Annotated in this window: 16 protein-coding genes and 1 pseudogene; 13 read left to right on the plus strand and 4 right to left on the minus strand. The window is 70.6% G+C overall.

Features of this window, described 5'->3' with window-relative positions:
• Positions 1–107: 107 nt before the first annotated feature.
• The 9 genes from AB0I52_RS13180 to AB0I52_RS13220 all read left to right on the plus strand — a co-directional run bounded on the left by AB0I52_RS13180 (position 108) and on the right by AB0I52_RS13220 (position 12399).
• On the plus strand, positions 108–1076 hold the full coding sequence (locus AB0I52_RS13180) for an ABC transporter permease (RefSeq protein WP_363071893.1): 969 nt from the start codon (positions 108–110) through the stop codon (positions 1074–1076).
• Positions 1069–2103 carry an ABC transporter permease gene (locus AB0I52_RS13185; protein ID WP_363071895.1) on the plus strand — a complete coding sequence of 345 codons (1035 nt, stop codon included), beginning with the start codon at positions 1069–1071 and terminating at the stop codon, positions 2101–2103. The genes AB0I52_RS13180 and AB0I52_RS13185 overlap by 8 nt, the downstream gene beginning before the upstream one ends.
• Positions 2100–3155 carry an ABC transporter ATP-binding protein gene (locus AB0I52_RS13190; RefSeq protein WP_363071897.1) on the plus strand — a complete coding sequence of 352 codons (1056 nt, stop codon included), beginning with the start codon at positions 2100–2102 and terminating at the stop codon, positions 3153–3155. The genes AB0I52_RS13185 and AB0I52_RS13190 overlap by 4 nt, the downstream gene beginning before the upstream one ends.
• Positions 3152–4183 (plus strand): ABC transporter ATP-binding protein, encoded by a 1032-nt coding sequence (locus tag AB0I52_RS13195; RefSeq protein WP_363071898.1) that lies wholly within the window; start codon positions 3152–3154, stop codon positions 4181–4183. The genes AB0I52_RS13190 and AB0I52_RS13195 overlap by 4 nt, the downstream gene beginning before the upstream one ends.
• Positions 4180–5406: an NADH:flavin oxidoreductase gene (locus tag AB0I52_RS13200; RefSeq protein ID WP_363071900.1), complete on the plus strand. Its 1227-nt coding sequence runs from the start codon at positions 4180–4182 to the stop codon at positions 5404–5406. The genes AB0I52_RS13195 and AB0I52_RS13200 overlap by 4 nt, the downstream gene beginning before the upstream one ends.
• The gene (locus AB0I52_RS13205; protein WP_363071902.1) at positions 5403–6803 is read left to right on the plus strand and encodes an amidase; all 1401 of its coding nucleotides are present in this window, start codon (positions 5403–5405) and stop codon (positions 6801–6803) included. The genes AB0I52_RS13200 and AB0I52_RS13205 overlap by 4 nt, the downstream gene beginning before the upstream one ends.
• Before the next feature lie 1253 nt (positions 6804–8056).
• Entirely contained in the window at positions 8057–9751 is a 1695-nt protein-coding gene (locus AB0I52_RS13210) for an FAD-dependent oxidoreductase (RefSeq protein ID WP_363071904.1), read from the plus strand.
• Between the two features lie 74 nt (positions 9752–9825).
• Positions 9826–10659: a class I SAM-dependent methyltransferase gene (locus AB0I52_RS13215; RefSeq protein WP_363071906.1), complete on the plus strand. Its 834-nt coding sequence runs from the start codon at positions 9826–9828 to the stop codon at positions 10657–10659.
• A 60-nt stretch (positions 10660–10719) separates the two neighbouring features.
• On the plus strand, positions 10720–12399 hold the full coding sequence (locus AB0I52_RS13220) for a hypothetical protein (protein ID WP_363071908.1): 1680 nt from the start codon (positions 10720–10722) through the stop codon (positions 12397–12399).
• 132 nt (positions 12400–12531) lie between these two features.
• Here AB0I52_RS13220 and glpK read toward each other — a convergent pair whose 3' ends face one another.
• Complete coding sequence (gene glpK / locus AB0I52_RS13225; RefSeq protein ID WP_363071910.1) at positions 12532–14055, minus strand: glycerol kinase GlpK; 1524 nt, start codon at positions 14053–14055, stop codon at positions 12532–12534.
• Positions 14056–14269: 214 nt separating this feature from the next.
• Positions 14270–15109, minus strand: coding sequence for an MIP/aquaporin family protein (locus tag AB0I52_RS13230; protein ID WP_363072047.1), 840 nt, complete (start codon positions 15107–15109; stop codon positions 14270–14272).
• A gap of 468 nt (positions 15110–15577) precedes the next feature.
• On the opposite strand from AB0I52_RS13230, the gene AB0I52_RS13235 reads away from it, so the two are divergent.
• Positions 15578–16444, plus strand: a complete 867-nt coding sequence (locus tag AB0I52_RS13235; RefSeq protein ID WP_363071912.1) for a YwqG family protein — start codon at positions 15578–15580, stop codon at positions 16442–16444.
• A gap of 1241 nt (positions 16445–17685) precedes the next feature.
• Positions 17686–17807, plus strand: a pseudogene (locus AB0I52_RS13240) (IS5/IS1182 family transposase); the annotation flags it as partial.
• Positions 17808–17899: 92 nt separating this feature from the next.
• Here the strand turns inward: AB0I52_RS13240 and AB0I52_RS13245 are convergent.
• Positions 17900–18772: an aldo/keto reductase family oxidoreductase gene (locus AB0I52_RS13245; protein WP_363071914.1), complete on the minus strand. Its 873-nt coding sequence runs from the start codon at positions 18770–18772 to the stop codon at positions 17900–17902.
• 136 nt (positions 18773–18908) lie between these two features.
• Between AB0I52_RS13245 and AB0I52_RS13250 the strand changes: the two genes are divergently transcribed.
• Positions 18909–19334 (plus strand): helix-turn-helix domain-containing protein, encoded by a 426-nt coding sequence (locus AB0I52_RS13250; protein ID WP_363071916.1) that lies wholly within the window; start codon positions 18909–18911, stop codon positions 19332–19334.
• A 326-nt stretch (positions 19335–19660) separates the two neighbouring features.
• Entirely contained in the window at positions 19661–20578 is a 918-nt protein-coding gene (locus AB0I52_RS13255; RefSeq protein ID WP_363071918.1) for an endo-beta-N-acetylglucosaminidase H, read from the plus strand.
• Between the two features lie 362 nt (positions 20579–20940).
• On the opposite strand, the gene AB0I52_RS13260 is transcribed toward AB0I52_RS13255, so the two are convergent.
• Complete coding sequence (locus AB0I52_RS13260) at positions 20941–22494, minus strand: alpha/beta hydrolase (RefSeq protein WP_363071920.1); 1554 nt, start codon at positions 22492–22494, stop codon at positions 20941–20943.
• Positions 22495–22508: the final 14 nt, after the last annotated feature.

Consider the following 22508-nt stretch of genomic DNA (forward strand, 5'->3'; position numbering starts at 1 on the left):
GGCCCGGCACTCGCGCGCGCCGCGCGCCGGGCCCCCGCTCACCGGGCGGCCCCACCGGACCGTGGCGCGCGACGGCCCGAACGACAGGCCCCGGATCTGGAGGAACCATGAGTCCCGCCGCGCTTCGCCGCCTGGCCGTCCGGGCCCTGGAACTGGCGGGCGTGCTCCTGATCGCGAGCATCGGGGTGTTCTCCCTGGTCGTCCTGATGCCGGGCGATCCCGCCGTCGACATCCTCGGGGCGGGCCGGGCACCCTCCGAGTACGCCGGGCTCCGTCATGACCTCGGGCTCGACCAGCCCGTCGTCACCCGCTACTTCCACTGGCTGGGCAACGCCCTCACCGGCGACCTCGGCCACTCCGTCGTACCGCCGCAGAGCGACGTCACCGACCGGGTGCTGTCCGCGCTGCCCGTCAGCTTCGAGATCGCGGCACTCGGACTGCTCATCGCCCTGCTGATCGCCGTGCCGCTGGCCATGTGGTCGGCGTACCGCGAGGGCTCGGCCGCCGACCGGATCATCGGCGCCGGCACCTTCGGTGTGCTGTCCGTGCCCAGCTTCCTGGCCGGTCTGCTGCTGATCCTCGTCCTGGTCAACTCGGCCGGCTGGTTCCCGCGAGCCGAATGGGTACGGCTCGGCGACGGCGACCCGGCGGGCAATCTGCACCACGCCCTCCTGCCCGCCGTGACCGTCGCCCTGGCCGAACTCGCCATGTTCACCCGGGTACTGCGCGGCGATCTCATCGTGACCCTGCGGGAGGACTTCATCCTCGCCGCCCGCGCCAAGGGCATGAACCCGCTGCGCATCCTGTTCTCCGACGCCCTGCGCCCCTCCTCGTTCTCCCTGGTCACCCTGCTCGGCCTCAGCCTCGGCCGGCTGATCGGCAGCACCGTCGTCGTGGAGTACCTCTTCCAACTGCCCGGCATGGGGACCCTCATCGTCAACGCGGCCGGCCGGGGCGACTACCCGATGGTCCAGGGCGCCGTGCTCACCATCGCCGTGATCTACGTGGTGATCAACGCCGGCATCGACCTCTCCTACGGCTATCTGGACCCGAGGACGCGACGTGTCCATGTCTGACATCGTTCCGCGCACGCGGACCGCCTCCCCCCTGCCCCTGCTCACCGCCGTCGCCCTCACCGCCGCCGGCCTCGCCCTCCTGGTGTTCGGGGCGACCACGGCCCAGCTCGTCCCGCTCGCCAGGGCGGCCGTCGCGCTGCTCGGCCTCGGCATGACACTCGGCGGTGCCTCCCGGCTCGGCAAGCGGTGGGCGGGCCCCGGCTTCGACGTGGTGTTCTGGTCCGGCGCCGGCTGGCTGCTGCTGCTCGGTCTCGCGATCCTGTTCGCCCCGTGGCTGGGGCTCGCCGAGGACCGCGACGTCGCGACCACCGTCCTCGAACCCGTCTTCAGCCCCCCGGCGTTCACCGGCGCCCACCCCCTGGGCACCAACGGCTTCGGCCTCGACCTGCTGGCCAGATCCCTCTACGGCGCCCGGTCCTCGCTGCTCATCTCCCTGTCCGCCGTCGCCATCGGCACCGTCGTCGGAGGAGCCGTCGGCATGGTCGCCGGCTACTTCGGCAAGGCCGCCGACCGGGCCGTGGGCATCGCCACCAACTCACTGCTCGCCGTACCGCCGCTCATCCTGCTCATCGCGCTCGCGACCGTGCTCCAGCCGCGGCTGCGCAATGTCGCCTTCTCCCTGGCGCTGCTCACCGTCCCCGGCATGGTGCGGCTCGCCCGCGCCACGACCATGGCGTACGCCAACCGGGAGTTCGTCGTCGCGGCCCGCGCCATGGGAGCGACCCGCTCCCGCATCCTGCTGCGCGAACTGCTGCCCAACGTCCTGCTGCCCCTGCTGTCCCTGGCCGTCGTGATGATCTCGGTCCTCATCGTCGCCGAGGCCTCCCTGAGCTTCCTCGGACTCGGTATCCAGCCACCGGAACCCACCTGGGGAAACATGATCGCGGAGGGGGAGGGCCGGGTCTTCGAGCAGCACCCGCACATCGTGCTCGTGCCCGGCGCCTTCCTCTTCCTCACCGTGTTCGCCTTCAACATCGTCGGCGAGAAGGCTCGCGGCCGATGCGACTCCCGGAGCGTGAAACTGTGACCACCGCACCGCTGCCCGAGACCCCCGTACCCCCCACCGCGACCGGCGCATCGCCGCTGCTGACGGCCACCGGCGTACGCACCGCCTTCCACACCCCGCGCGGTCCGGTGCAGGCCGTCGACGGCGTCAGCCTGTCGCTGTCCGAGGGCGAGACCCTCGGCATCGTCGGTGAGTCCGGATCGGGCAAGTCCGTGCTCGGCCGCACCCTCATGGGCCTCATCACCGACGGTCCCGGCACCACCGTCTCCGGAACCGTCCTGCTCGGCGGGCGGGACGTCCACGCCCTGAGCCCGGCGGGGCGGCGGGCCCTGTGGGGCACCGAGGTCGCCATGGTCTTCCAGGACCCGATGACCTCCCTGAACCCGGTGAAGAAGGTCGGCACGCATCTGTCCGAGAGCGTCCGGCTGCACCAGGGCCTGAGCCGCGCCGACGCCAGGGAACGCGCCGCCGACCTGCTCCGGCAGGTCGGCATCCCCGAACCGGCCCGGCGCGCCCGCCAGTACCCGCACGAACTCTCCGGCGGCATGCGGCAGCGCGTCGTCATCGCCATGGCCCTGGCCTGCGGCCCCCGGCTGCTCATCGCCGACGAACCGACCACCGCGCTCGACGTCACCGTGCAGAAGCAGATCCTGGACCTGCTCCAGACCCTGGCGCGGGACCTGCGGATGGCGACCGTCCTCATCAGCCACGACCTCGCCACCGTCGCCGGCCGCACGGGCCGGGTCGCGGTCATGTACGCGGGCCGGCTCGTCGAATACGCGCCCACCGCGGCCGTCTTCGACCGCCCCCGGCACCCGTACAGCAGCGCCCTGATCGCCTCCATCCCCCGCCTCGACCTGCCCCCGCACACCCTGCTCCCCACGATCGAGGGCCGCCCGCCCAATCTGCTGCACCCTCCCCCCGGATGCCGGTTCGCCCCCCGCTGCGGCGCGGCGACCGACCGGTGCGTCACCGAATCGCCCCTGCTCGCCGACTACGCCGGTGACCGCGACGCCGGCGGCGTCGTCGCCTGCCACCACCCCCTGGGCGCCGCCGAGGAGGCCGCCGTATGACGAGCACCCGCACCACCGCCACCTCCACCGAACGGGGCGCGCGGCCGCCCGCACTGAGCGCGGAGAACCTCGTCGTGGAGTTCCCGGCCGGCCGAGGCCGGAAGGTGCACGCCGTCTCCGGTGTCTGTCTGGACGTCGCGGCGGGCGAGACCCTCGGCATTCTCGGCGAGTCCGGCTGCGGCAAGTCCACCGTCGGCCGCTCCCTGATCCAGCTGCCGCCCCCGGACTCAGGCACGGTACGGCTCGGCGGGGTGACCCTGACCGGCCTGGCCCCCGGGGAACTGCGCCGGGCCCGCGCACGGATGCAGATCATCATGCAGGACCCGGTCTCCGCCCTGAACCCCCGCCGCAGGGTCAAGGACCTGGTGTGGGAGGGCCCGTCGATCTGGGGGAGCGGCGACGACGCCCGCGACAAGGACACCCGGATCGACGCGGCGCTGCGCGACGTCGGCCTCGACCCCGCGACCGTACGGGACCGCAGACCGCACGAACTCTCCGGCGGCCAGTGCCAGCGGGTCTGCATCGCCCGCGCACTGCTCCTGGACCCCGAGGTGCTGATCTGCGACGAACCCGTCTCCAGCCTCGACGTTTCCGTGCAGGCGCAGATCCTCAACCTCCTGGAGACGACGACGCGGAGGCGCGGGCTGAGCATGGTCTTCATCGCCCACGACGTCTCCGTGGTGAAGAACGTCAGCGACCGCGTCATGGTGATGTACCTGGGCAAGGTCTGCGAGGTGCTGCCCTCCGACGGGATGCAGCACGAGGCCGTCCACCCCTACACACGGCTGCTGCTCGCCTCCCTCCCGGAGGCCCAGCGCGGCCCCGGCGCCGTTGCGGACGCCGCCGCGCCCGCCGGCCCCGCCGCGGAGCTCCCGTCACCCCTGAACCCGCCGTCGGGCTGCCGCTTCCGCACCCGCTGCCCGCTGGCCACCGGCCTGTGCTCCGAGGAGGAGCCCCCGCTCAGGGACATCCGGCCCGGACACCGGGTCGCCTGTCATCACGCCGAACCGAAAAGGAACCACTCGTGACCACCACCGAGGCACCCGATGTCCTGGCCCCCGCCCAGCTGGGCCCGGTCAGGCTCCGCAACCGCGTCATCAAGGCCGCGACCTACGAGGGACTCAGCCACAAGTCCCTGGTGACCCAGGACCTCGTCGACTTCCATGTCGCCTACGCACGGGGCGGCGTCGGTATGACGACCGTCGCCTACTGTGCCGTCGCCCGGGAGGGGCGGACCGACCGGCACCAGATCCACTGGACCGACGAGGCGATGCCGGGACTTCGCGTACTCACCGAGGCCGTGCACGCCGAGGGCGCCGCGATCGCCGCGCAGATCGGCCACGGCGGACCCGTCGCCAACCCCAAGGGCAACGGCGCCCCGGCCCTCTCCCCGTCCAGGCACTTCCACGCCACCACCCTCAGCTGGGCCCAGGAGGCGTCCGTCGCCGACATCCGGCGCATCACCGAGGCACACGCCGAGGCCGCCCGCCGTGCCATCGACGCGGGCTTCGACGCCGTCGAGGTCCACCTGGGCCACAACTACCTGGCCAGTTCCTTCCTCAGCCCCCGGATCAACCACCGCACCGACGCGTACGGCGGCAGCCTGCCCAACCGGGCCAGGTTCGCCCGCGAGATCATGCGGGCCGTCCACGACGCGGTGGGCGGCCGGATCGCCGTCATCGCCAAGATGAACATGGACGACGGGGTGCCCGGCGGCTTCTGGCTCGACGAGGCCGTCCCCGTGGCGCAGTGGCTCGAACAGGACGGCACCGTCGACGCCCTGGAGATGACCGCGGGCAGCTCCCTGCTCAACCCGATGTACCTCTTCAAGGGCGACGCACCGCTCCGGGAGTTCTCCGCGATCATGCCGCAGCCGATCAAGCTCGGAGTGAAGGCGGTCGGCAAGCGGTTCCTGCGCAGCTACCCCTACCGGGACGCCTATCTGCTGGAGGACGCCCGGCAGATCCGGGCCGCCGTGAAGCTGCCGATGGTCCTGCTCGGCGGCATCACCGACAAGCCGGCCATGGAACTCGCGATGCGGGAGGGCTTCGAGTACGTGGCCATGGCCCGCGCCCTGCTGCGCGAACCCGACCTGATCAACCGCCTGCGGGACGACCCCACCACCCCGTCCCTGTGCATCCACTGCAACAAGTGCATGCCGACCAACTTCACCGGCACCCGCTGCGTGCTCGTCGACCGCGACACCACCCGCCGCGACACCTGGGGCACGCCCGCCGGATACGTGAAGTGAGGGGGCCCGACGCGGTCGCCACGGCCGCGGCGGTCAGGGACGGCCGGACCGACGCCCGTACCGTCACCGAGGAGGCGATCGCCCGCATCCGGACGCTCGACCCGGCCCTCGGCGCGGTGGTCCACACCCGGTTCGACGCCGCCCGCGCCGAGATCGCGGCCGGGCTGCCCAACGGCCCGCTGCACGGCGTCCCCATGCTGGTCAAGGACCTCGGCACCGACGTCGCGGGACTGCCCGCCACGGGCGGCAGCCGGCTCTTCGCCGACGCGACGGCCCGGCACGACAGCGAACTGGTGGCCCGCTACCGGCGCGCCGGGGCCGTCGTCCTCGGCACCACCAACACCCCCGAACTGGGCCTCAACGCCTCCACCGAACCCGCACTCTTCGGCCCCACCCTCAACCCGTGGAGCACCGCCCACTCGCCGGGCGGCTCCAGCGGCGGCTCGGCGGCCGCCGTGGCGGCCGGGATGGTCCCGGTCGCGCACGCGAGCGACGGCGGCGGCTCGATCCGCATCCCGGCGGCCGCCTGCGGACTGTTCGGTCTCAAGCCCAGCCGCGGGCGCGTCTCGCCCGCGCCCCGCCCCACCACCCTCTCGGGCCTCCTCTCCGCACACCACGCCCTCACCACGACCGTCCGGGACAGCGCCCTGCTCCTCGACGTGGCCGCGGGCCCGCTGCCCGGCGACGCCTACGCCGCACCGGCCCCCGCCGCACCCTTCGCCGAACTGGCCCGCCGCGCCCCCGGCCGGCTGCGGATCGGGCTGCTCACCGCACTCCCGGACGGCCCCGGCGTGCACCCGGACTGCGAGCGGGCGGTACGCGCCGCGGCCCTGCTGTGCGAACGCCTCGGCCACGACGTCACCGAGACCACCGCCCCGTACCGCCCCGACGACGTCGGCCGCACCGCGGGCGTCCTGATGGGCGCCGACCTCGTCGCCCAGCTCGACGCCAGGCTCGCCGGGCTCGGCAGGCCACTGGCCGACGACGACATCGAACCCTTCACCCGCGTGCTGTACAACCACTACCGCGCCCTCCCGGCGGCCGACGTCAGCCGCGCGCTGCGCCGTGCCCAGGAGATCGGCTGGGAGACCGGCGCGGCGTTCCGGCGGTTCGACATACTGCTCGCCCCGACCCTCGCGCGGCCCACCCCGCTGCTCGGCACCCTGGACACGTCGGTTCCGGAGTCGATCTACCGGCACGCCTCCGTCTACGCCGCGTTCACCAGCGTGTACAACGTGACCGGGATGCCCGCCATGTCCGTCCCCTTCGGCCACGACAGCCAAGGGCTGCCGCTCGGTGTGCAGTTCGCCGCACCCCTCGGCGGCGAGGGCGTACTGCTCGCCCTGGCGGCGCAGCTGGAGGAGGCGGCACCCTGGGGGACTCCGCCCACGCCCTGACGGCAGTGCCGCCGGACGGACCCGCTGTCCTTCCCGGCCGCCGCCTCGCCCCTGCGGCGGTGGCCGCCGTCCGTACCGCCCGCTCCGTCACGGCCTCGGCGTCGCCGCTCCACGGGAGCGTGCGACCCGTCCGTGCCGGTCAGCCGTCTTCACCTACGGCGTCGCGGAGTCGCGCGACGGCCTGCCGGAGTTCGTCGAAGGCCCGCTGTTCCTCCCGGGGTGTGACCCGGGAGGCCGGCAGGATGCTGTCGCGCGTCCCGCGGACCCTGGCATAGGCGTCGAAGCAGGCGACCACCTGTTGGATCAGCGGCTCCCAAGGCAGGGAGGAAGGCGGCGAGGAAGGGCGCTGCGGGGACATCTCTGAACTCTCAATCCAGTCGGAAGCTGCTGGTCGGCCCGGAGTCGGGTGCCCATGGGGCGCCGAGGACCCGGCCTGACCAGCACGCGGGGCGTGGCTCTGCCGATGACGGGACGCACGCGGGTCCTGCGGGCAGTGGCCGCGGCAGCCAGAAGCGGGACACCGGCGTCCGGTGCGAGGAAGGTGACCCTGCCGGGGACCCGTCTCGGCAACGTCAGGGACACGAGCGACGGCTCGGGAAGGTTTCCAGCGGAGCACGGTGCTCTGCCGCTGGTCAGTTCACCGCGCAGCCGGACGAATTCACGGGCACGGTGGACGGACACGAGGAGCTATGGGCACGGCAAGCCTTTCCGGGCGCGCGACAGTTACGTCGCCGACCAGGCTTCCCGGCACACCACCCGCTCCTCAACAACGAGGCGAGATGCGTCCATGCTATCCGCCGCGGTATCGGGACCACCTCGCAGGGCGACGAACTCACCGTCCGTTTCACAGCGCGCACCGCCAGGTCATCGCACGGCGGTGGAGCCCCGGATTGCCACGCGTACGGCCAGGCGTACGGAAAGGGTGATTTGTCCTACCGGTGGTGGAGTGGCGGTTCAAGACGATCGCGACGCCCGCCAGGACGGCCGTGGGGTTCAATGCGATGACGGCGAACGCTCCGCGGGACCGGCGCTCGTCGAGGTGTACGTCGGCACCCGGATGTACACCCGCATGTGCACGGCAGTACGGAACGCGGCTGTCAGGACGCACCCGTTCCGCCCTACGCAACCGGGAGCGGCTGTTGTTGGTGCTTGTGGATCACTCGTTGCCTGCTGACGTCAAGTCCCTCGTGCGCGGTCCGGGCGTGCGTTACCGGCCCGGACTCTCCCGATTACCGGCAGGCCGGCGCGGTGCCGTGCTCGCCAGGCACCGCCCGGATGTCCTGCTCACCCGGACCGTGCCCGACGCGGCGGAAGCGGCGGCCTGGCGTCGCGCGACGGCCCGCGACGCGCCGCTCGTCGTCGTACTCCTCGCACCGGACGCGGGCGCCGGGCGCGAAGGCGCCGGACAACCCGCACAGGACGCCGCGGAGGCGCATCTGACGGTGCTCCGCCTCACCGACCGGGCCGTCACGGGACGCGAACTGTACGCGCGAGCCCTGGCTCTGGCGGAGCTTCGCTGGCTGACCGCGGTGACAGCGCCGACGCTTTCCAGCCGACTCGCGGCGGTCCGGGCCGGCCGCGGATCGGTGGCGTTGGTGGGCGCCGGCGTGGTGAACCTGATCACCGCGTTGCGGCTGCTCCGGTCGGGGCACCGGGTGACCGTCTACGACAGCGCGCCCGACCCCAGGAGCGGTGCCCACTGGACGGCGTACGGGGCCAGCCGGGGCGGCGGGGACGGGCGGATGTTCACCCTCACCGAGACCGACGGTTATCACGGGAACGCGACGACGGGCCCGATCCCCTTCCTGCGGCCGCTCAAGGACAACGGCTGGTGTCTCGCCGAACCGTCCGCGCTCGGGGAGGAGGAACGAGGCTGGGTACGCGACAGCGCGCGCATACCGCCGTGGCTCGCCGGCGCCTACACCGACGACGTACTCCTCCTCAACCGCATGTCGCAACCACTGTGGGACGAACTTCTGAGCACGGAGCCGGAGTTGGCGCGTGACGTCGGTCTGCGGGAGGGCATACTCCGCCTCTACACCGATCCGGCCGAACTCCGGGCCCAGATCGCGCGGCAACAGGCTCTGGGGGCGGCCCGCCGGGTGCTGTCCCCGGAGCAGGTGGCCCGGAGCCACCCGGCGCTGTCCTACGCCCACACGGCAGGCATCCTCGCCGGAGGCGTCGAGGTGACGGGCTTCACCGTCCAGATACACAGTTTCCTCGCCCGGCTGATCGGTCTGCTGGAGCGGGAGGGGGTCCAGTTCCACTGGGAGAAGCCCGTCGACGGGCTGCACACCGACGCGAACGGGCTGCCGGACGGGCTGCGCTGCGCGGAAGGACTGGTGCACGCGGACCACTACGTCCTCTCTCCGGGCGCGTACGGCGGCGAACTGCTGCGCGGCACCGCCGCGCACGGACTCATCCACGGCGTGGTGGGCGCCTGGCTCACCCTGCCGAACCTGCTGCCCCGGCTGGTGCACTCCCTCAAGATCAGCAGGCCCGGCCATCTGGCGAAGGACACCAACGTCACCGTGACGACAGCACCGGACGGGAAGCCGTCACTGGTGGTGGGGTCCGGCTACGGCTGGACCGGAGCCGACCCCGCGCACATCGACCCCGCGCAACTCGACACCCTCCACACCGCGGTCGAGGACACGGCGGCGCTGTTCTTCCCGGAGGCGTTCGAGGACGCGCGTGCGGACGGACTCCTTGAGCGGAGCAGACGGCACTGCGTACGCCCGTGGACGGCGTCGAGCCTGCCGGTCCTGGAGATCGCACCCAACGCGCACGGCGGCCTCGTGGTGGTGACCGGCGGTCACAACACCGGTGGTTTCGCCCAGGCCCCGGTCGTCGCCCAGGCCGTCGCCACCGCCGTGCACGGCGAGGCGCACCCGATGCACGTGCGCTACCACCCCGACCGGCTGCGCATGTTCTACCGGCGCCGATGAGAAACCCGGGAGAACGCACGAGAGAACGCACGAAGGAAATCACGAGAGAAATCACGAGCGAGAGGGCTCACGACATGACCACGGAACAGTCCTGGCAGCAGCGCGGCAGCTCCTTCGGACGCGGAGCGCAGGCGTACGACAGCACCCGGCCGGACTACCCGAAGGAAAGTTTCCGCTGGGTGCTGGGGGAGAAGCCCCGCACCGTGCTCGACCTCGGCGCCGGTACGGGCATCCTCACCCGCGCGCTGCTGGCCGACGGACACCACGTGTCCGCGGTGGAACCCGACGACGAGATGCGGGAACTCATCACCGCCTCCGCACCGGCCGCGGCCGTGCACGCGGGCAGCGCCGAGAAGATCCCACTCGCGGACGCGAGCGTCGACGCGGTCCTGGTCAGCCACGCCTACCACTGGTTCGATCCCGGCCCCGCGCACGCCGAGATGGCCCGGGTGATCCGCCCGGGAGGAACTCTCGCCACCCTGTGGAACCTCCGTGACGAGGAAGTCCCGTGGTCGGCGGAGCTCTCCCGGATCCTGGCGGACGAGGACACCGGAACGGACCCGCACACCGCGGCGGCGATCCTGCTGCACGGTGTGCTGGCCGCCCTCCGCGGCAACGACTCCGACCGGCTCTCCGGATGGCTGCGCGATCCCACCTTCGGATCCCGGTTCGGCCCCATCGAGATCGGATTCTTCGCGCACTCCTCACCGCAGACCGTGGAATCCCTCGTCGGACTCATCACTTCCCGGTCCTACTACCTGAACTGCACACCGGAACGCCAGGAAGAACTGAAAGAACAGATCAGGCAACTCGCCGCCACGCACCCACAACTCGCGGGACGCGCGGAATTCGACCTACCGTATGTGACGGTCGTCTTCAAGGCTGTTCTCGCGTCCCAGGGAGTCTGACGACACGGCCCAGGGCCTGTCGCCAGTCTGCCGTCACCGCCCGCCCGACAAGGAGCCGCCGTGCTCGTACCCGTCGCACCGTCCGTGTACAAGTCGCAGGACGGCGAGGACATTTGTTGGGCGGGCTTCTTCACCGGCCACCGCGTCCTCGACGCCACGCAAGTGGCCGCGGTCGCTGACCGGCTGCTCGGTGCGGACTGCGCCTCGGTCGTGCAACTCGCACAGAACGAGCTGGCGCCGTGCTACGCCCGGTCCGCCGGTGAGCTCCCCGCCCTGCTGCTCCACTCGGCCACCCCGACGCTGCGGGCCCTTGAGGGCGATCTGGCCGAGCTCCGCGCCGACCGGGTTCCGCACGACGTGGCGACGTACGTGGAGGCCCGCGCGGTCTTCCTCGGCACCACGGCCGACCTCTCGGTCGGACGGACCGCACCATGGGCGGAGGCGGTCAGCCACTGGGGCGTGCCCTGCGTCGACGCGGGCGACCAGGACCACTACTACCTCAGCCACGCACTCCTCACCCTGGCCGACGCGCACGAGCGGGGCGCCGACACCCCCCTCGGCCGCGTCATCGCCTGGCTGCGCGACCGCCCCGACGCGGTGATCCGGCTGTACGCGCTGGACCTGGAGATGCAGATCTTCCTGCTCTGGCTCCGCCGCAGGACCGGTCTCGACCGGCTGGTCACCGACGCCAACAGCCCATCCGTCGCCACCCGTTGGAACCGCAAGCGGCACATCCATCCCACCGCCGACGCCGCCCGCACCCTCACACCGAACGGGCTGTCCGCCGACGCGCTGCTCGCGGCCGAGCAGCGGCTGGGCGAGGCGTACGAGCTCCTCGGCCTGGAGATCCCCGTACTGCCCGGCTACACCGTGCTGCGCACGGGCGTGTCACGGGAAGCCTTCGTCGCCGGAGTGCTCGATGCCGCCGAGCTGCTCCGTACCCGTTACGGGCTCCGTACGGCCGGACTCAAACCCAGCGAGGCGGGGGACGGGGCCCGGATCGTCGGCGACATCGACCTCGGCGACACCGAGCGGCTCGCCGCGGAGGCCGAGGCGGCCTATCCACTCGGGGACGACTACCTCCTCGAAGCCTGGGCCGGGTTCCTCTCGGTGGAGCTGGACGGCACGCGGCTGCCGGTCGTCCCCTCGGGCCATTTCCGGTACGGACGCGTCGCGGACGGCCTCACGCTCCAGGTCCTGAACGGCTACTCCTGGATGGGCAACAGCTATCTCGACGCGGACGCCTGGGCCGCGCTCGGTCTGCCGGACGAGGCGTACCGGACCATCCGCGGAGCGCTGGAGGCGATCCGGGCCGCGTTTCTCGGCCCGGAGAGCGTGCGGGACGGCAGCCACCAGGGGCTGGCCACCGGAGGCGTCGACTTCGCCGTCGGATACGTCGGAGGCAGGTTCGGTGACCAGATGCTGGTCGGCGCGATCGACTTCAACCTCTCCTCGCACGGAGCGGAGTACCTGCGCACCTTCCAGGACACCGCACGCCGCGAAGGGATCGCCGACCGGTACGCGGCCACCCGGGTGTTCCGGCCCTCGGCCACGCAGACACTGGGCCGGATGGACGCGACGGCAGCGGCGATGACGCCGGCGGGCGGCCTGATGAGGGCCGTCGCCTGTGTCCCGGAACGCTGGGGAATGGTCGCCGCGACCGGCCCGGACCCGGCCGCCGCCGCCCGCCGTACCGATCAACTGCTCGCGGCCCTCGCCGATTCGGACGGGAGACCCTGAGGGCTGCCCCCTTGGATCCCGCAACGGGCCCTCGGCTGTCACGTTCGGCCACTGTGCCCCAGGGACCGGCCCGGGACCGGATGGAGGTGGTCCCACAGGGGCGCTGACGCCGTCGGCGCATCGCGGACGTGCTCAGTCGGCTTTGACCTTCACCCAGTCCAGGGTGCGTTCCACGGCGCGCTTCCAGCCGTCGTATCCTTCCTGGCGCTGTTCCTCGCTCCACTGCGGCTGCCATCGCTTCGACTCCTGCCAGTGGGAGCGCAGCTCGTCGGTGTCGCGCCAGAAGCCGGTGGCGAGTCCGGCCGCGTAGGCCGCGCCGAGCGCGGTGGTCTCGGCAACCACCGGGCGGCTGACGGGCACGCCCAGCACGTCCGCCTGAATCTGCATGCACAGGTCGTTGGCGGTCACACCGCCATCGACCTTGAGCACGTCCAGGTGCACGCCCGAGTCCTGCTCCATGGCGTCCACCACGTCGCGGCTCTGGTAGCAGATGGCCTCCAGGGTGGCGCGTGCGATGTGTCCGTTGGTGTTGAAGCGGGCCAGGCCCACCATCGCGCCGCGGGCGTCCGAGCGCCAGTACGGGGCGAACAGGCCGGAGAAGGCGGGCACGAAGTACATTCCGCCGTTGTCGTCCACCGAGCGGGCCAGCTGCTCGCTGTCCGGAGCGCTGCCGATGATCTTCAGCTGGTCGCGCAGCCACTGCACGGCAGCGCCGGTGACGGCGATCGAGCCCTCCAGCGCGTAGACCGCCGGGCTGTCGCCGAACTGGTAGGCCACGGTGGTCAGCAGGCCGTGCTGCGAACGTACCAGCTCCGTACCGGTGTTGAGGACGAGAAAGTTGCCGGTGCCATAGGTGTTCTTGGCCTCGCCGGGTGCGAAGCAGACCTGGCCGACCGTGGCTGCCTGCTGGTCGCCGAGCACGCCGGTGATGGGGATGGCGGCGTTCAGCGGGCGGGAGGAGCGCGCGCTGCCGTACGCCTCGGGGTGGGAGGAGGGGTGGATGCTCGGCAGCATCGCACGCGGGATGTCGAAGATCCCCAGCAGTTCGTCGTCCCAGTCCAGCGTCTCCAGGTTCATCAGCATGGTGCGGCTGGCGTTGGTGACGTCGGTGGCGTGCACCCCGCCCTTGGGCCCGCCGGTGAGGTTCCACAGCACCCACGCGTCCGTATTGCCGAACAGGGCGTGTCCCGCCTCGGCGGCCTCGCGGAGCCCGTCCACGTTCTCCAGCAGCCACTTGATCTTGCCGCCGGAGAAGTAGGTGGCAGGCGGCAGGCCCGCCTTGCGCCGGATGGTCTCCCCGTGGCCGTCGCGTTCCAGGGCGGCGGCGATGCTGTCCGTGCGGGTGTCCTGCCAGACGATGGCGTTGTAGTAGGGGCGCCCGGTGCGGGGATCCCAGACCACGGTGGTCTCCCGCTGGTTCGTGATGCCGATCGCCTTGAGATCCGAGGCGCTCAGGCCGCCGGCCCGGATGGCGTTCTGCATCACCGTGTTGGTGCGCTCCCAGATCTCCACGGGATCGTGCTCGACCCACCCGGACCGGGGCAGGATCTGGTTGTGTTCGAGTTGGTGCCGGGCCACTTCGTTGCCGGCGTGATCGAAGATCATGAATCGCGTGCTGGTGGTTCCCTGGTCCACCGCGCCGATGAATTCGGGCACAGCTGTCACCTTCTCCTGGTCGTGGACGTCTGCGGGTCCCCTGGAACCACGTGAGCGGCGATGGTTCCGGGGAGACCGCCCCCGCACCGCTCTCCAGATCGGGTGATATCGACGTCGCCCTCACTACCGTCCGCCCCCGCGGGCAGCTTCGCTCGCGGGGGCGGCCATTCGGCGTCGGTCGAAGCGGACAGAGGCCGGATGCGGTCGTTTCCGCCTACGCCTTCGGTTCGTCCGGAACGCGGCCCTCCTGTGCCGGGCCACTCCGCAACTTGACCAGCGGGGTGATAGCAAGGTCGTAGACCATGGTGCCGAGGACTCCGCCGATGAGCGGGCCGACAATGGGGATCCACCAGTAGCCGCTGTACCACTTGTACGACCCAGGCAGCGCGATCTTGCCCCAGCCCTCGAAGAACGTGAACAATCGCGGCCCGAAGTCGCGGGCGGGATTGATCGCGTACCCGGCGTTCGTACCGAAGGTCATGCCGATCACCACGACGACGAGGCCGATGATGAAGGGTGCGAGATTCGCCAGCGGGGCCATGTTCCGCTGGTCGGTGACCGCGCAGATCAGCAGGAGCAGAATGCCTGTCCCGATGATCTGGTCGAGCAGCGGACCCCACCACGAGTTCCCGAAGTATTCGGCTGGGAAAGTGGCGAAAATGGAATAGGTGGAAAGCGACTGGTCCCGGGTGAGCCCGGCCTTGTGGTTGAAGAAGTCGATCGCCCACCGGTATGACGCGTACACGAGCGCGGCGGCCACGAACGCCCCGGCGACCTGAGCGAACCAGTACGGAATGAGCTTCCGCCAGGCCAGCGAGCGCCGGACAGCGAAGGCGAGCGAAACTGCGGGATTCAGGTGCGCGCCGGTCACTCCACCGGCCACATACACACCGAACGTGACGCCGAGGCCCCAGCCCCAGCAGATGATGAGCCAGTCGGAGGCCCCGAAGGCGGCTTCCTGTCGGCCCGACCCGGGGAGTCCGACGACAGTGAGTGCCACCGATCCGACGCCCAGAAGAATAAGAACGAATGTTCCCAGGAATTCGGCGAGCATTTCGCCGCCAAGGCCCTCCCGGTAACCCCGTCGGCGTGTCGTGCGATCGGCCACAGACATCAGTTCTCCTCGGTCGCGTTGAACGGTTCGCCCGATCTTGGCCCGTCCGGCACGTGGGGGCGCGAGGTCTGGGACGCCGCCTTCCTCTACGTGCCGGACGGTCATACCCGAAACCTAGGCAGGAGGGAGCGATTACGGGCGCTGCTGAATACGAGTCCCGTGAATTACCTTCCGCCGGAGTATCGCGGGGGGTTCTCTCGGGTGACCGCCAAGGATCTGCGGGTCAGTGTCCGCTCGGTCCGGCGATGGCGGCAGGTGTGGGGACGGGGGCGGGCCTCGGACTCTGCGGTCACAGGGGCCGGCGTCGCTGCCGAGGCTGAGCGAGAAGCAGTGTTCGCGCAGTTGGAGGGGAGCCGGCCAAGGGGCCGGCCGCGGTCTCTGTCAGTGGCGCCGTGCATGATCGGGCGCATGACACATGGTTCCCGGGATGCCCTTCGCTCCCTTGCCTTGCAGCATCTGACGCCCGGGGATGCCGAGAAGTGGATTGGTCTGCTTCGCCCTGGCGTGCGTCTTGAGGTAGCGACTGGCTCTGACGACGTGGCGGGCCGACTCGGTGGCCTTCCAGCCTTGCCGGCCACCTCGGAGTGGCCGGTGTGGGAGGGGCATGGTCCCCTCTCCTTCGTCGCCTCGATCGATTGTGCGGGCCTGCCGACGGCCGCAATGGACATCGATCTACCCGAGGCTGGAACGCTGCTGTTCTTCCACTTCGACGGCCAGCTGGACGACGGCGAAGCTCTCGTTCTCGCTGAGGACCGGGAGAGCTGGGCGGGCGCCCGCGTGCTCTATGTGGCAGATGACGAGGAGGTGGCAGAGCGTGGGGCGGCTGCAGGGCTCAAGCCGTACCAGGCGGTGCCGCTGACCGCGAGGCTGGAGATGACGGCGACCGAGCCCTGGCATCCGTCCGTCCGGGCCGCCTTCGCCCCAGGCGCCCCGCTTGGGAACCGGTACGACCACCCCGTCTGCTCGCAGGAGTTCCTCGACGCGCTGAGGGAGCTCGACGACGAGGTCGGGCATCAGATCGGCGGCCACGCTCAGTCGGTGCAGAACCCGGTCGAGATCGAGATGGCGGAGGCGGTCCTGGACGGCCAGGTGTCCTGGGACGACCCCCGGCTGTCCGAGGAGGCGGGTGACTGGGTGCTGCTGGGCCAGTTCGACAGCGAGGACGCCGCGGACATGATGTGGGGCGATACCGGAGCCCTGTACTGGCTGATCCGCCCGGAGGACCTGGCCGAGCGGCGCTTCGAGCGGGCGATGTTCACCTGGCAGTGCAGCTGATGACCGCGGCACCTCCGGCTCGGGGAGTCCAGTACACACTGAGCCTGCCGAGCGAGGACGCTGCCCGCGCCGCCGCAGCTGAGCCGTCCGGGACGGGGCACCGCCTGACGGCGGTGCGCGTCCACGATAGTCTCCCTGGCCGATCGCATCACCGCACCCGGGGGCGCCTGGCAGGAGTCCGCAGCCGAATATCTGACACGGCGGGCCATCGGCAGCGAGCTGCCGAGACTGCTGTCCCGCTGGGAGGACGAGAGCGATGCCGTCCGATTCGCGCTTGCCGCCCTCACAGCGCTCTGTGGCACTCGTGACCGGCGCGCACTCTCAGGGCTGGCCACTACTCTGCCGGCGCGGCCAGGCAGCTCCCGCGCCGATGTCGTGTCGCTCGTGTCAGCCCTGCTCCGTGACGGCCGAGAAGGTTTGGTACCGGCACTGGACCCGCTGGCCTCCTGGTCGCCGGCGTTGCAGAGAGGGCAGCCAGCCCCGGACGTAGATCTTCAGGGTGTCAAGCATTACGACTGGCGCCGCAGACACGCAGGTCAGGGGCGCCAGACATCAGGCTCATGCTCCTCCGTGCCTCAACTGCCAGACATCGTTGACCATGTGACTGCCGGGCACGGCTGGCATTCCCTACGATGACTGCCGTTGCCCTGTTGTACGGGAGGGGCGGATGGACTTCATCCCCGAGATGCCGCCGTCCACGGCACGCGCGTGCCTAAGGGCTGTCCCGCAATTCCTGGCGGGCGCACGACGACAGCTACGGCACCTCGCTGCGTTGTCGGAACGCCCGAATACATCCAGTATTCGGGCGTCCCTCCGCCTTGCGATGCACCGCATCTGACGCCGCGCGCTGTTCCACCAGCAATTGCGGGACAGCCCTTAGCTACCAGCCGTCGTCTCTACCGAGGGCTGGACGGGATCACCACGGTGCTCGATCCGGCACGCTGCGACCGGCGTCGGCGCCTCGCCCAAGCGGAGGCTGACATCCACTCCGCTGTCTGGGGTGAGTCGTTGGTCCGGGTGTGCCGTTGACTGACGCGCAGCGGGCGCGGATTGAGCTGTCGCTCCCGGACCGAACGCCGAAGCGGGGTGGCCGCTGGCGGGACCACCGTGAGGTGATCGACGTGATCGCCTACAAGTTCCAGACCGGCACGCAGCGGGTGCACGATCGTGCGGGCTCACCAGCACGCGGCCGGGGCCCGTGAAAAGGGGCCCCGGCCGGCGAACCCGCCGACCACGCCATCGGACGGCCCCGCACCAGGCCGGACCGGGTCCCGCCGACAAGGCGTACTCCTCCCGGGCGGTCCGCGAGCACCTGCGCAAGCGCGGCATCCGGGCAGTGATCCCCGTCTCCGCTACGAGAAGACCGCCACCATCTGCCTGGCCGGACTCCACATCGCGGGCATCTTCCTCTGGTCCGCCCGATAGCCCGGTTCCCGTTGGTGGCCTGTGCGTTGTTCAGTGGCCGATGCTGTCCAGTTCGGCCACGTCCTCGTCCGAGAGGGAGAGGCCGGAGCCTGCGATGTTCTCGCGCAGGTGGGCGGTGGACGAAGTGCCGGGGATGAGCAGGATGTTCGGCGAGCGCTGCATCAGCCAGGCCAGCGCGACCGACATCGGCGTCGCCCCCAGTCGGTTCGCGACCTGCGAGAGGGCCTCGGACTGTAGCGGCGTGAAGCCTCCCAGGGGGAAGAACGGCACGTAGGCGATGCCGTCGGCGGCGAGGTGGTCCACGAGATCGTCGTCGCGGCGGTGGGCGAGGTTGTACATGTTCTGCACGCACACGATCGGAGCGACGCTGCGTGCCTCGGCGACCTGCTCCCCGGTGACATTACTGACGCCGAGGTGGCGGATCAGGCCCGCGTGCTGGAGGTCGACGAGCGTCTCGAACGCTTCGGTGATCGAGCCGGGCTGCGGGCCCTGAGCATCGCCCATACGCATGTTGACCAGGTCGAGGGTCTCGACGCCGAGGGATTCAAGGTTCTCGTGGACCTGCTTGCGCAGGTCTTCGGGGCGCCGGGCTGTGGGCCAGCCGCCCTGCGCGTCGCGGGTCGCACCCACCTTGGTGGCGATGAACAGCGACTCCGGGTAGGGGCGCAGTGCCTCACAGATCAGCTCGTTGGTGATGCGCGGTCCGTAGGCGCCGCTGGTGTCGATGTGGGTGATCCCGAGGCTGACCGCCTCGCGCAGCACGGCCAGGGCACCGTCGTGGTCGGCGGGCGGCCCCATGACCCACGGGCCGGCGAGCTGCATTGCGCCGTAACCGAACCGGGCGACGACTGAGTCACCCAGCGTCCAGGTTCCGCCGGGGAGGGGTGTGGAGGGCGTGTCCATCGTGGTGCCTTTCACTTCGTGCCAGGGGTGGTGTTTCCAGCCCCTTTGCATCAGCATTGGAGAGAAACTTCCTGTTGGGAAGTAGGCACTCTGAAGTGCGTAACCACCCAGAAGGTGAGAGGCAAGGTCAGCGACATTGAAGGCCGACAAGAAGGCGCAGGCGAAGGCGGAGTACAACGCGTTCCTGGCCGTGTGCCCCAGCCGTCAGCTCCTCGACCGGATCTCAGACAAATGGGTCGTCCTGATCCTGTGCGCACTGGGCGGTGACACACCCGAACCGCCCGGCGCATCGCGCGCCCCCAAGGCGATGCGCTATTCCGAACTGGCCCGGCTACTGGCCGGCGTCAGCCAGAAGATGCTGACCCAGAACCTACGGGCTCTCGAACGCGACGGCTTGCTCACCCGCACGGCGACACCCACGGTCCCTGTCACCGTCACGTACGAGCTGACCGACCTCGGCCTCTCACTCCATCATCTGACACGCGGACTCAGAGAGTGGGCCCAGACCCACATGGATCAAGTCCTCACCCATCGCGAGAGCCACGACGCACGAGCCTCCTAGCGTGAACGGTGTTCTCGTAGAGATCACCGCGGGCCGGCACTTCAGCGGCGGCTCCGACAAGGGCACGTTCGGCTACAGCGTGAGCCTGTTCGTCGACGTCCACTCCCGCACAGGCTGCCGATCTGCCTCAAAGCCCATGCCGACGTGGATCTGAATACGCCAACTCCTGATCCCAGTGGCCGAGTTGCCACGCGAGCTGAGTGGGATTCGTGAAGAGTTCGCGCACGGCTCCTGGAATCCGGTCACGGGAGCGGAAAACTCGAAGGATTGCTCGGCGCTTCCGAACAGGTCGGGAGTCGGCTCATGCGACGGGAGACTGATCAACGATGCCCGCTCAAGTTCGGAGCAGAGCGCGGACGGCCGCACTCGCGCTTTCGGCCGTCGTGGCTCTCGCCCTCGGCGCGCATGCCACGACCGGCGCGGTTGCCGCCCCCGCCCCGGCGAAGCAGGGGCCGACCTCAGTGGCGTACGTCGAGGTGAACAACAACAGCATGCTGAATGTCGGCAAGTACACCCTTGCCAACGGTGGTGGCAACGTCTTCGACGTTGCCGTGATCTTTGCGGCGAACATCAACTACGACTCGGGCGCGAAGGCCGCGTACCTGTCCTTCAACGAGAACGTTGAGCGCGTCCTTGACGACGCCGCCACGGAGATACGACCGTTGCAGCAGAAGGGCATCAAGGTCGTCCTCTCCGTCCTGGGGAACCACCAGGGTGCGGGTTTCGCCAACTTCCCGTCCCAGCAGGCGGCTTCGGTGTTCGCGAAGCAACTGTCGGACACAGTGGCCAAGTACGGTCTCGACGGCATCGACTTCGACGACGAGTACGCCGAATACGGCAACAATGGCACTGGCCAGCCCAACGACAGCTCGTTCGTCAACCTGGTGACGGCGCTGCGCCTGAATATGCCGGACAAGATCATCAGCCTCTACAACATCGGCCCGGCCGCGTCGCGCCTCTCCTACGGAGGCGTCGACATCTCGACCACGTTTGACTATGCCTGGAACCCGTACTACGGCTCCTGGCAGGTCCCCGGCATCGCACTGCCCAAGTCGAAGCTGTCGCCGGCGGCCGTCGAAATCGGCCGGACCTCGCAGAGCACGGCCGCCGACTTGGCCCGACGCACCGTCAGTGAGGGCTACGGGGCCTATCTGACGTACAACCTCGACGGTGCCGATCGCAGCGCCGATGTCTCCGCCTTCACGCGAGAGCTGTACGGCAGCGGTGCCGATTTCACGCCGTAGGGCGGGCTCGCGCCGCCGTGGCGCGGGGTGCTGCTTCAGGTTCGGCGACAAGGTGTAGGCAGACGCGGTTCATCCGAACCTGCTGGCGTGGTTGGACCGTGTTCACGACCGTGCCGCCGCGACGTGTCCTTCGCGGGCTCGCCCGTCCGGGACAACGGAGCGGCCGGGGATTCACGTCGCTGTGGCCGAGGCCGTCCGGAGCGACCTCGCGGCCCGCCTGCGCATCGTCCGGCCGCTCTGCCCCGGCCACCGTACCGGCACTCATCCGAAGGCGGTCTCGGACCGGCGGTGTGGTGGTGCACGCCCGGGGCCCTGCGAGCGAACCGGTGTGCTGACGGCCGCCCGGCGGATCCGTACGGGCCTCAGGACATGCTGCCCCGGCACACCGTCCCCGGGGCCGGTGTGCGGCCCGTGCGGAGGTGCTGGTCGACCGTCTCCGTGACGCAGCGGTTCTGCGGGTATGTGCCGTGGCCCTCCTCCTCGGCCGTCAGGAGCACGCCGACACCGTCACCCAGGGCGCGGGCCATGTGGCGGGCGCCGGGGTATGGGGTAGTCGGGTCGCCGGTGCCGCCGACCACCAGGACGGGGGCCGCGCCGTCGGCGTTCACCTGGGGTGTGGCGCGCTCGCCGTCGAACGGCCAGTCGTAACAGAGGTAGACGCCGGTGGACCAGGCCGCGCCGAAGACGGGTGAGGCGGCTTTGACGCGGGCCGCGTCCCTGTCGAGGCGTTCGAAGCCGGGGCGCAGGCTGGAGTCCGCGCAGGTGATCGCGGTCTGGGCGGCGTGGCTGCTGTCGCGCGGGGTCACCGAGCGGTCGGCGGAGCCGGTGTCGTCCGCGCCCTTGCTCAGCTGACGGCCGTCGTTGTGGTCGATCAGCGCGGTGAGGGCCTTGGCGAGCGGCGACCAGCCGTCTGTGCCGAGGTCGAGATGGTCGCTGACGGCGTACGCGAGGTCGTCGGCGTCGAGGTTCCTTCCGCCGCCGGCCGGGGCGGGCTTCTTTTCCAGGCGGTCGGCCAAGCGCGCCATGCGTCGCGCGGCCTCCTCGGGCCCGTCGCCGGTCGGGCAGTGGCGGATACGGGCCGCGCAGTGCGCAGCGAACCGGTCGAACGCCGCCTGGACCGCCTTGACCTGTGACACCTGCTCCTCGTTGAGGTCCTCGGTCGGATCGACGGACGCTTCGAGGACGAGCCGTCCGGCGTGTGACGGGTACAGGTGGGCGTAGACCGCGCCGAGCGCCGTTCCGTACGAGACGCCGAAGTAGTGCAACCGCTCGTCGCCGAGGAGGTAGCGCATCAGGTCGAGGTCGCGCGCGGTGTGCGAGGTGCCGATGTAGGGGAGGAGCGCCCCGGAGTGCTCGGCGCAGGCGTCGGCCCCGTCGTATCCGGTGTCGTCCGCGGTCTTCCCGCAGCGCACGGGGATGGTCGCGCCAACGCCGCGCGGGTCGAAGGTGACCAGGTCGTAGCGGTCGAGGAGCGGCTTGTACTGGTTGAGGAGTTCGGGCAGTCCGCTCACGCCGGACACGCCGGGGCCGCCGAAGTTGAGGACGAGCGAGCCGATGCGCCGGGCGTTCGGGCCGGTGGCCTTGCGGCGAATCAGGGCGACGTCGATCGTCCTGCCGTCTGGCTTCCGGTAGTCGAGGGGGGCCTTCATGGCGGCGCAGTCGTAGCCCGTGCGCGCGGTGGGCGGCGAGGTGCAGCGGGACCAGTGGAGGTGCCGGCCGGTGGTGAGCGCGGTGGGCAGACCAGTGGGCGGGTTGTTCGCGGTGAACTCCGTACGCGGCTCCGGACTCCGGCCGGGAGCGTCGTGCTGGAGCCAGGCGCCGACGGCCCCGATCGCGGCGAGGACGACCCCGGCGATGACGCGCGCACCGACCGAGAGGCCCGGTCGGCGGCTTCGTATCGGATGTGCGTCACCCATCGAAAACTCTGCGC

Source organism: Streptomyces sp. NPDC050423 (assembly GCF_040655445.1).
In the GTDB taxonomy this organism is placed as follows: Bacteria; Actinomycetota; Actinomycetes; order Streptomycetales; family Streptomycetaceae; genus Streptomyces.

Bases quoted from the DNA above. Each gene is read 5' to 3' on its own strand.
- AB0I52_RS13180 (WP_363071893.1), top strand. From the start codon at position 108: ATGAGTCCCGCCGCGCTTCGCCGCCTGGCCGTCCGGGCCCTGGAACTG.
- AB0I52_RS13185 (WP_363071895.1), top strand. From the start codon at position 1,069: ATGTCTGACATCGTTCCGCGCACGCGGACCGCCTCCCCCCTGCCCCTG.
- AB0I52_RS13195 (WP_363071898.1), top strand. From the start codon at position 3,152: ATGACGAGCACCCGCACCACCGCCACCTCCACCGAACGGGGCGCGCGG.
- AB0I52_RS13215 (WP_363071906.1), top strand. From the start codon at position 9,826: ATGACCACGGAACAGTCCTGGCAGCAGCGCGGCAGCTCCTTCGGACGC.
- AB0I52_RS13230 (WP_363072047.1), bottom strand. From the start codon at position 15,109: ATGCTCGCCGAATTCCTGGGAACATTCGTTCTTATTCTTCTGGGCGTC.
- AB0I52_RS13235 (WP_363071912.1), top strand. From the start codon at position 15,578: ATGACACATGGTTCCCGGGATGCCCTTCGCTCCCTTGCCTTGCAGCAT.
- AB0I52_RS13245 (WP_363071914.1), bottom strand. From the start codon at position 18,772: ATGGACACGCCCTCCACACCCCTCCCCGGCGGAACCTGGACGCTGGGT.
- AB0I52_RS13255 (WP_363071918.1), top strand. From the start codon at position 19,661: ATGCCCGCTCAAGTTCGGAGCAGAGCGCGGACGGCCGCACTCGCGCTT.
- AB0I52_RS13260 (WP_363071920.1), bottom strand. From the start codon at position 22,494: ATGGGTGACGCACATCCGATACGAAGCCGCCGACCGGGCCTCTCGGTC.